Annotated in this window: 9 protein-coding genes; 6 read left to right on the top strand and 3 right to left on the bottom strand. The window is 73.6% G+C overall.

Annotated features, from left to right (window positions below):
* A partial coding sequence (locus FM119_RS09560) for an MmcQ/YjbR family DNA-binding protein (RefSeq protein WP_179205283.1) occupies nt 1–202 on the top strand: 202 nt, incomplete at its 5' end.
* Nucleotides 203–273: 71 nt separating this feature from the next.
* On the opposite strand, the gene FM119_RS09565 is transcribed toward FM119_RS09560, so the two are convergent.
* Complete coding sequence (locus FM119_RS09565) at nt 274–807, bottom strand: hypothetical protein (RefSeq protein WP_087137538.1); 534 nt, start codon at nt 805–807, stop codon at nt 274–276.
* Between the two features lie 74 nt (nt 808–881).
* On the opposite strand from FM119_RS09565, the gene FM119_RS09570 reads away from it, so the two are divergent.
* Nucleotides 882–1,460 (top strand): TetR/AcrR family transcriptional regulator, encoded by a 579-nt coding sequence (locus FM119_RS09570; RefSeq protein ID WP_087137553.1) that lies wholly within the window; start codon nt 882–884, stop codon nt 1,458–1,460.
* A 36-nt stretch (nt 1,461–1,496) separates the two neighbouring features.
* On the opposite strand, the gene FM119_RS09575 is transcribed toward FM119_RS09570, so the two are convergent.
* Nucleotides 1,497–1,805 carry an ArsR/SmtB family transcription factor gene (locus tag FM119_RS09575; protein ID WP_087137540.1) on the bottom strand — a complete coding sequence of 103 codons (309 nt, stop codon included), beginning with the start codon at nt 1,803–1,805 and terminating at the stop codon, nt 1,497–1,499.
* A 131-nt stretch (nt 1,806–1,936) separates the two neighbouring features.
* On the opposite strand from FM119_RS09575, the gene FM119_RS09580 reads away from it, so the two are divergent.
* Both FM119_RS09580 and FM119_RS09585 read left to right on the top strand, forming a co-directional pair.
* Nucleotides 1,937–3,043 carry an NADH:flavin oxidoreductase/NADH oxidase gene (locus tag FM119_RS09580; protein WP_087137542.1) on the top strand — a complete coding sequence of 369 codons (1,107 nt, stop codon included), beginning with the start codon at nt 1,937–1,939 and terminating at the stop codon, nt 3,041–3,043.
* Between the two features lie 145 nt (nt 3,044–3,188).
* Complete coding sequence (locus tag FM119_RS09585) at nt 3,189–4,748, top strand: PucR family transcriptional regulator (protein WP_087137545.1); 1,560 nt, start codon at nt 3,189–3,191, stop codon at nt 4,746–4,748.
* Between the two features lie 30 nt (nt 4,749–4,778).
* Here FM119_RS09585 and FM119_RS09590 read toward each other — a convergent pair whose 3' ends face one another.
* A complete protein-coding gene (locus FM119_RS09590; RefSeq protein WP_087137547.1) occupies nt 4,779–5,276 on the bottom strand; it encodes a hypothetical protein in 498 nt (165 codons plus the stop codon).
* Between the two features lie 127 nt (nt 5,277–5,403).
* Here FM119_RS09590 and FM119_RS09595 point away from each other — a divergent pair, with 127 nt between their 5' ends.
* Nucleotides 5,404–6,372 (top strand): CPBP family intramembrane glutamic endopeptidase, encoded by a 969-nt coding sequence (locus FM119_RS09595; RefSeq protein WP_087137549.1) that lies wholly within the window; start codon nt 5,404–5,406, stop codon nt 6,370–6,372.
* 53 nt (nt 6,373–6,425) lie between these two features.
* On the top strand, nt 6,426–7,075 hold a 650-nt coding region (locus FM119_RS09600), incomplete at its 3' end, for a GNAT family N-acetyltransferase (RefSeq protein WP_087137551.1).

Consider the following 7,075-nt stretch of genomic DNA (forward strand, 5'->3'; position numbering starts at 1 on the left):
CCGTCGCGCGCACGGGGGGATCGTGCCGGGGTGGCATATGAACAAGCGGCACTGGAACACGGTGTTCCTTGACTCCGACGTCCCCGACGAGCTGATCCTGGCCCTGGTCGAGATCTCCCACGGCCTCGTCCTCGACGCGCTGCCGCGGCGGACGCGCCTGCTCGTCATGGCCGAGGGGGAGCGGGGCGGCGGCGGGCGCTGACCCCGCGGCGTCGGAGCCCGGCCCCGCCCGTTCCGTCGCCCCTGTCGCGCCCGGGACCCGTCCCCGTCGTCTCAGGCGGCTGCGGGGGGACGCGGCCAGAGCGTGTAGCTGATCGCGGTGATGAGCTCGACCGTCATGACCACGCCGAGCAGCGGGAAGACCGACTCCAGTGCCGCGGTGCGCTCGGGTGCCGCCACCCAGAGGACGAGTGCGCCGACGACCGCGGCCGCGATGGCACAGGCCAGGCCGCTCCGCGCCACGTCGGCCCAGCAGGCGAGGGTATGACGCCGTCCGGTGAGGCGGACGGGAGGGGGACCGGAGGCGAAGCGGTGGGCGAACCGGACGTCCGCCCACGCGATCATGCGGTGACCGTACGCGATGGAGAAGCCCAGGTAGATGGCGGCGAGGCCGTGGTGCCACGATGCCGTCGCCCCGCGGGACAGGTCGACGGCCGTGGCCGTGAGCAGTACGAGGTCGATCACCGGTGCCATCGCGAGCAGCACGGCTCCGACGCGTGGCCGGCGGAGCAGATAGCGGGTGGCGAGCCCGGCGGCGATGGCGACCCAGAAGCCGATCTCGCAGGCGATGATGATCGCGAGGATCACGGCGCCCGCCGCTCTTTTGTTGATACAACTGTGCTCATAACGGCGATGCTAGCACGGCTGTGTACACTCGGACGGTGCCCCGACTCATCGACCACGAGGCCCGCGCCGCCGCGCTGGCCGAGGCGGCCTGGCGCGTGCTCGCCCGGGACGGGATCCTCCGGCTCTCCGTCCGCAACGTCGCCGAGGAGGCCGGGCTCGCGACGGCGTCGCTGCGTCGGGCCTTCCCGACGCAGACGGCGCTCAGGGCCTACTGCCTCACCCTGGTGAGCGAGCGCGTCCAGGAGCGGATCCGGAGGCTCGAGCCCCGCGCGGACGTCCGCGCCGCCGTCGAGGACCGCATCGCACAGCTGCTCCCGCTCGACGCCGAGCGCCGCCTCGAGATGGAGGCCTTCATCGCCATCGGGGTGCTGGCGCTCACCGACGAGGAGCTGCAGCCGCACTACCGCCGGGCGCACGACCTCATCGCCGGGGCCTGCGTCGGCGTCGTCACCGCATTGCGGCCCGGCGGCGCGGGGAGTCCCGCCGCCGAGGCGGCGCGCCTGCACGCGCTCATCGACGGCCTCGCCCTGCATCTGGTCCAGCCGAAGGCGATCGGACCCGATGAGGCGATGTCCGTCCTGGCGCTGCACCTCGACGAGCTCGCCCAGGGCTGAGCCGGTCTCCACCCGTGCCCCGGTCGTTCCCGGGGGTCAGCGCCGGGCCGCGTCGAGCACCGCGTCGAGCAGCCCAGGGAACCGCTCGTCGAGATCGTCCCTGCGGAGGGTGCTGTGGATCGCGGTCCCCCGATAGCACTGCGAGATCACGCCGGCGGTGCGCAGCACCCGGAAGTGGTGGGTGGACGTCGACTTGCTCACCGGCAGCTCGAAGGCGATGCACGCCTGCTCGTCGTGGCCGTCGGCCAGCTGCAGGACGATCCGGCGGCGCACGGGGTCCCCGAGGGCGGCCAGGACGGTGTCGAGCTCGAGCTCGTCGGTCGCCGGGTGGTCGAGTGTGCGCATGCTCCGATTCTCCCCGAACGGTGGCGCCGGTGGTGTTAGTACGTCGTTCATCGTACTAGGCTCGTCCCGGACGGCCGCGGTGCTCCCACCGGGCCGAGCCGGACCCCGAACGCCAACCGGATGGAGAAGCCGTGCCCCGCCTCGTCGACCCGATCGTCCTCCGTGACACCACGATTCCGACGCGCGTGTGGATGTCGCCGATGTGCATGTACAGCGCCGACGCCACGGGGGACCGGATCGGTCAGCCCGGCGACTTCCACCTCGGGCACTACGCCGCGCGCGCGGCCGGCGGTGCGGGCCTCGTCGTCATCGAGGCGACGGCGGTCGTGCCCGAGGGGCGGATCTCGCCCTACGACCTCGGCATCTGGAGTGACGAGCAGGTTCCGGCCCACCGCCGCCTGACCGCCGCGATCGCCTCCGCCGGCGCGGTCCCCGGCATCCAGCTCGCCCACGCGGGGCGCAAGGCCTCGATCGACCGCCCGCAGCGTGCCGGCGTCCCCCTCGGCCCCGAGGACGGCGGGTGGCGCACCGTGGGCCCGAGCCCCGTCGCCTTCCCCGGGTACCCCGTGCCCGCGGAGCTCGACCGCGAGCAGATCGCCGGCATCGTCGCCGCCTTCGGCGCCGCGGCCCGCCGCGCCCTCGACGCCGGCTTCGTCGTCGCGGAGATCCACGGCGCGCACGGCTACCTTCTGCACGAGTTCCTGTCGCCGCTGTCCAACACACGCACCGACGAGTACGGCGGCTCCTTCGACAACAGGGTCCGCCTCGTGCTCGAGGTCGTCGACGCCGTCAGGGCGGTCTGGCCGGAGGGGCAGCCGGTGCTGCTGCGCCTGTCGAGCACCGACTGGGTCGAGGAGTCCCCCGACGACGACCGCGACTCCTGGACGGTGGAGCAGACGGCGCGGCTGGCGGCGCTCGCCGCCGAGCACGGGGTCGACCTCGTCGACGTCTCCAGCGGGGGCAACGACCGCGTCGCCATCCCCGCCGACGTCGACTACCAGACCGTGCGCGCCGCCGTCGTCCGCCGGGAATCCGGTGTGCCAGTGGCGGCGGTGGGACGGATCACCGGCGCGGGGCAGGCGCAGGCGCTGCTCGACGAGGGGGACGCGGACGCGCTGTTCGTCGGCAGGGCGCTGCTGGCCGACCCCTCCTGGCCGAACCTCGCCGCCGTCGAGCTCGGGGACGAGCCGCGCTATCTCGAGCAGTACGCCTACGTCCTGCCCCGCCCGCGCGCCTGAGCGCGCCCCGGCCCGTCGGCCCGCGGGGTGGTGCCGGGCTGACGGCCCGCGACGCCCACGACGCCCGCGTCCACCGGCTGCGGGCGTCGGCTCGCGCACCGGCAGTCCGGCTACGATCGTCTGCGGGGCACGGGAAGGTTGAGTCATGGACATCCGCGAGCTGCTCGACGACGCCGAGCTGGGGCTGGCCGTCATCGCCGCCGCACCGGACGCGCTCGAGCGAACGGTCCGTTCCGCCTACATCACCGACCTGCCCGACCCGTCGCGCTTCCTCTCCGCCGGCGACATCGTCCTCACCAGCGGCCAGTGGATCCACCGCGACGGCGGGGTCGAGAGCTTCATCGGGGCGCTCGCGAGGCAGAACGTCGCCGCACTCATCGTCGGCACGATCGACATCGGCGTCGTGCCGAGCGAGGTCATCGCCCTCTGCCGGGAGCGCGGCCTCACCCTGCTGACCATCGCCTCCGGGGTCTCGTTCCGTGCCGTCGTGGACCGCGTCGCCCACGCGGAGGCGGGGGAGCGCGACGGCGCCGCCTCGGCCAACGCCGAGCTCGGCCGGCGGATGGCCGAGGCCGTGTCCCGCGGCGGCAGCGTGCCCGAGCTGCTGCGGCTGTTCGCCGCGGTCACGGGCACCCGCGGATGGGTCGTCGACGGGGTCGGCACCCTCATCGCGCACGAGGGGCCCGCTCCCGCTCCCGCGCTCGTCGCGCGCGTGTGGAACACGGTCGGCCGCGCGGAGCAGCCGCGCGTCGTCGTCAGGGACGTCGGCGAGGGGCAGGGCGGCGAGCCCGTGCTCGCCGTCCGGATCGGCACCTCCGCGCGGTCGGGACTCGTGGCCTACCCGCTCGGCGACCAGGCCGCGCTGCCGCTCCTCGGCTCGCTCGCGCTCGACACCCTCGTCGGGGCGCTGCGTGTGGAGACGGAGCTCGCGGCCCGGTGGCGCGACGCCAGGAACGAGCAGGTCGCGTCGCTGTTCGAGGCGATCCGCGGCTACGAGGTGTCGCCGGGGGCGATCTCCGCCCGCATGCGGCTCGAGGGGCTCGACCCGCAGGGGCAGTCGACGGTCGCGGCCGCCCGCTGCGACGACGAGGGGTTCAGTCCGGACGCCGTCGTCGCGATCCTCGAGCGCGCCTTCACCGCGCGCGGGAGGAAGGCGATCGGGTGCCACGTCGACGGTGTCGTCCTCGTCCTCGTCAACGGCGTCGAGCGGGATGATGTGCCGCCGCTGGCGGAGCAGATCCTCGACGAGGCGCACCTCGCCCTGGAGGGCCGCCAGCTCGTCGTCGGGCTGTCCGACACGATCAGCGGCGTCAGCCGACTCAACCCGAGCGTCGCGACTGCCCTGGAGCGCCTCGGCAGCGCGAGCGGCAGCGAGCAGGTGCTCGTCTCCTCCGCCCTGCACGTGCAGAGCCACAGGGAGCTGCTGCGCATGCTCGGCGACGCGACGCGCGAGGGCTACGCGCACGAGGTGCTCGCCCCGCTGATCGAGTACGACGAGCGGCACGGCGCGGAGCTCCTCGCCACCCTGCGTGCCTTCCTCGCGGGCAGCGGGGCCTGGCAGGAGACGGCGCGCTCCCTCCACCTGCACCCGAACACGCTCCGCTACCGCATGGCGCGCATCCAGGAGCTCACCCACCGGGACGTCGGCGAGCTGCCCGACCGCGTCGACCTGTTCCTCGCGGTGGCCTGCCTCGACGGCGTCTAGCGGGCCGGGCGGCGGCTATCCGGCAGGCGGCTATCCGGCAGGCGGTGCGTCCGGCCGGCGGTAGGCGTGGCGCATGTGGTCGCTGGTGAGGAAGTCGGCGATGCCGATCATGATGAGGCTGAACACGATCTGCTCCGTCACCATCCAGGTGGGGTACAGCCCGGGGATCGCGGCCATGACGAGCGTGATCACGGGGAAGATCTGCGCGAACAGCCGCAGCCTCTGGTACGCCCACCGCCAGCCGAGCGACGCCCGCCAGGCGAAGTAGAACAGCGTCGCCGTCATGGCGAGCACGACGAGCGTGCGCATCCACACGGCGAGGGGGACGTGCGCGCCGTCCTCGGCGAGCACCACGGCGACGACGACCGCGCCCACGCCGATCACGAGCTCGACGGTGAGCAGCCACATGATCCAGGTGAAGGCGCGCCGCGTGCGGGGATGCTGGCGGTCCTCCTCCGCGATGAGCACGCCGGCCTGCCGTCCTCCGGCGAGGCGGTCGAGGCGGAGCAGCAGGGGGTCGAGGGCCATGGCACGAGTGTACGTCCGCGGATCCGGCCGCGACCGTCTCCTGCCGCGACCGTGATGCCGGCCAGCCCGGACATGTCGGTAGCCTGGCGGGTGACGGGCGGGACCCCGCCCGCCGAGAGGAGCCCCCATGAGCGCCCGCGACGTGCGCGCCGTCACCCTGTTCGTCCTGATCGCCTGCGGGCTGGCCTGGCTCGTGGCCCTGCCGCTCTGGCTGGGGGACGGTCTCGCGTCCCCGCTGTTCATCGTGATCGCCACCGCCATGATGGCGACCCCGTCCGTCGCGGCCCTCGTCGTCGTGTTCGTCGTCGAACGGCCGTCGCACCGCGCCAGGGCGCTCGGGCTCTGGCCGATGGCGCCCGCCGGGCGGCTGATCGGCTACCTCGCCCTCGGCCTGGTGGTGCCGATCGTCCTGGCCGTCGCCGGCCTCCTCGTCGGTGCGCTCCTGGGCGTGTACCCCGCCGATTTCACCGGGTTCTCCGGCTTCGCCCAGACGCTGGACGAGCAGCTGTCCGCGGCGGGGCTCCCCGCGGTGCCCATCCCGATCGGCGTGATGGTGGCGCTGCAGTTCGTCAACATCGTCGTCGCCGCGTTCCTCAACCTGATCCCCGCGTTCGGTGAGGAGCTCGGCTGGCGGGGCTGGCTGCTGCCGAAGCTGCTGCCACTCGGGACGGTCCCCGCTCTGCTGGTGTCCGGCCTGATCTGGGGCCTGTGGCACGCGCCGCTCGTCCTGCTCGGCTACAACTACGCCGGTGCCCCCGGGTGGCTCGCGCTGACGATGATGTGCGGCATGTGCGTCGTCGTCGGGGGTGTGCTCGGCTGGCTTCGCCTGCGGTCGGAGTCCGTGTGGCCCGCGGCGCTCGCCCACGGTTCACTCAATGCCGCGGTCGGCTCGACGATGATCATGTTCGTGGCCGCCGACTCGACGGTCGACACGACGCAGGCAACGCTCCTGGGCTGGTCCGGGTGGATCGTGCCCCTCGTGCTCATCGCGGTGCTGCTGGCCACGGGGCAGTTCCGGCCGGCCCGTCGCGCGGGCGACGGAGGGAGCGGACCGGCCGTGTCGAGCGGAGTGCCCGTCCAGACCGCGCCGCGGTGAATGTCGGGACCGCTCCCGCCCCGCCCCGCCGCCCGGGCTGACAGGGTGGTCCCATGACGTTTTCACGGCGGGTCGACGCGGACCACGTTCTCGTGCTGAGGGATGCGGTCGCGAGCGAGGCCCTGCATGGGCTGACCCTGCGCAACCTCGACCGGCTGAGGGCCTGGGAACCGTGGGCTGCGCATCGACCGCGTCAGGACGACACGGAGGCCTTCACCCGTGCGCAGATGCGCTCGTACCGTGAGGGGACATCGCTGCCGCTGCTCCTCGTGCACGGGAGCACGGGGGCTCCGGCGGCGTCCCTCGGGCTGGGGCTCGATCGGAGCGCGGGGATCGGCGAGCGGGGCTTCTGGATCGATCAGGCCTCGGAGGGGCGGGGTCTGGTCAGCCTGGCCTGCCATGTGCTTCTCGACGAGGCGGCGATGAGGGGCATGCGTCGGGTGCGGCTGAGGACGTCGGTGGCCAACGCGCGGAGCATCGCCGTCGCGCGTCGGCTGGGGATGACGAGGGAGGCGACGCTGCGGAAGGCGATGGCACTGCCCGACGGGCCGCACGACGTCGCCGTGTTCGGTCGCCGGATCGACGATGCGCCCGGTCCTGGCGTCGGGCGCCGCGCCCCGGCCAGAATGGTGGCGACCGGTCAGCGGTCGCCCATGCCCGAAGGAGTGCAGATGAGCAGCAGTACGGCGTTCCCCGTTTCCCC

The sequence above is a fragment of the Mycetocola reblochoni REB411 genome (genome assembly GCF_900163835.1).
Classification (GTDB): Bacteria; Actinomycetota; Actinomycetes; order Actinomycetales; family Microbacteriaceae; genus Mycetocola_B; species Mycetocola_B reblochoni.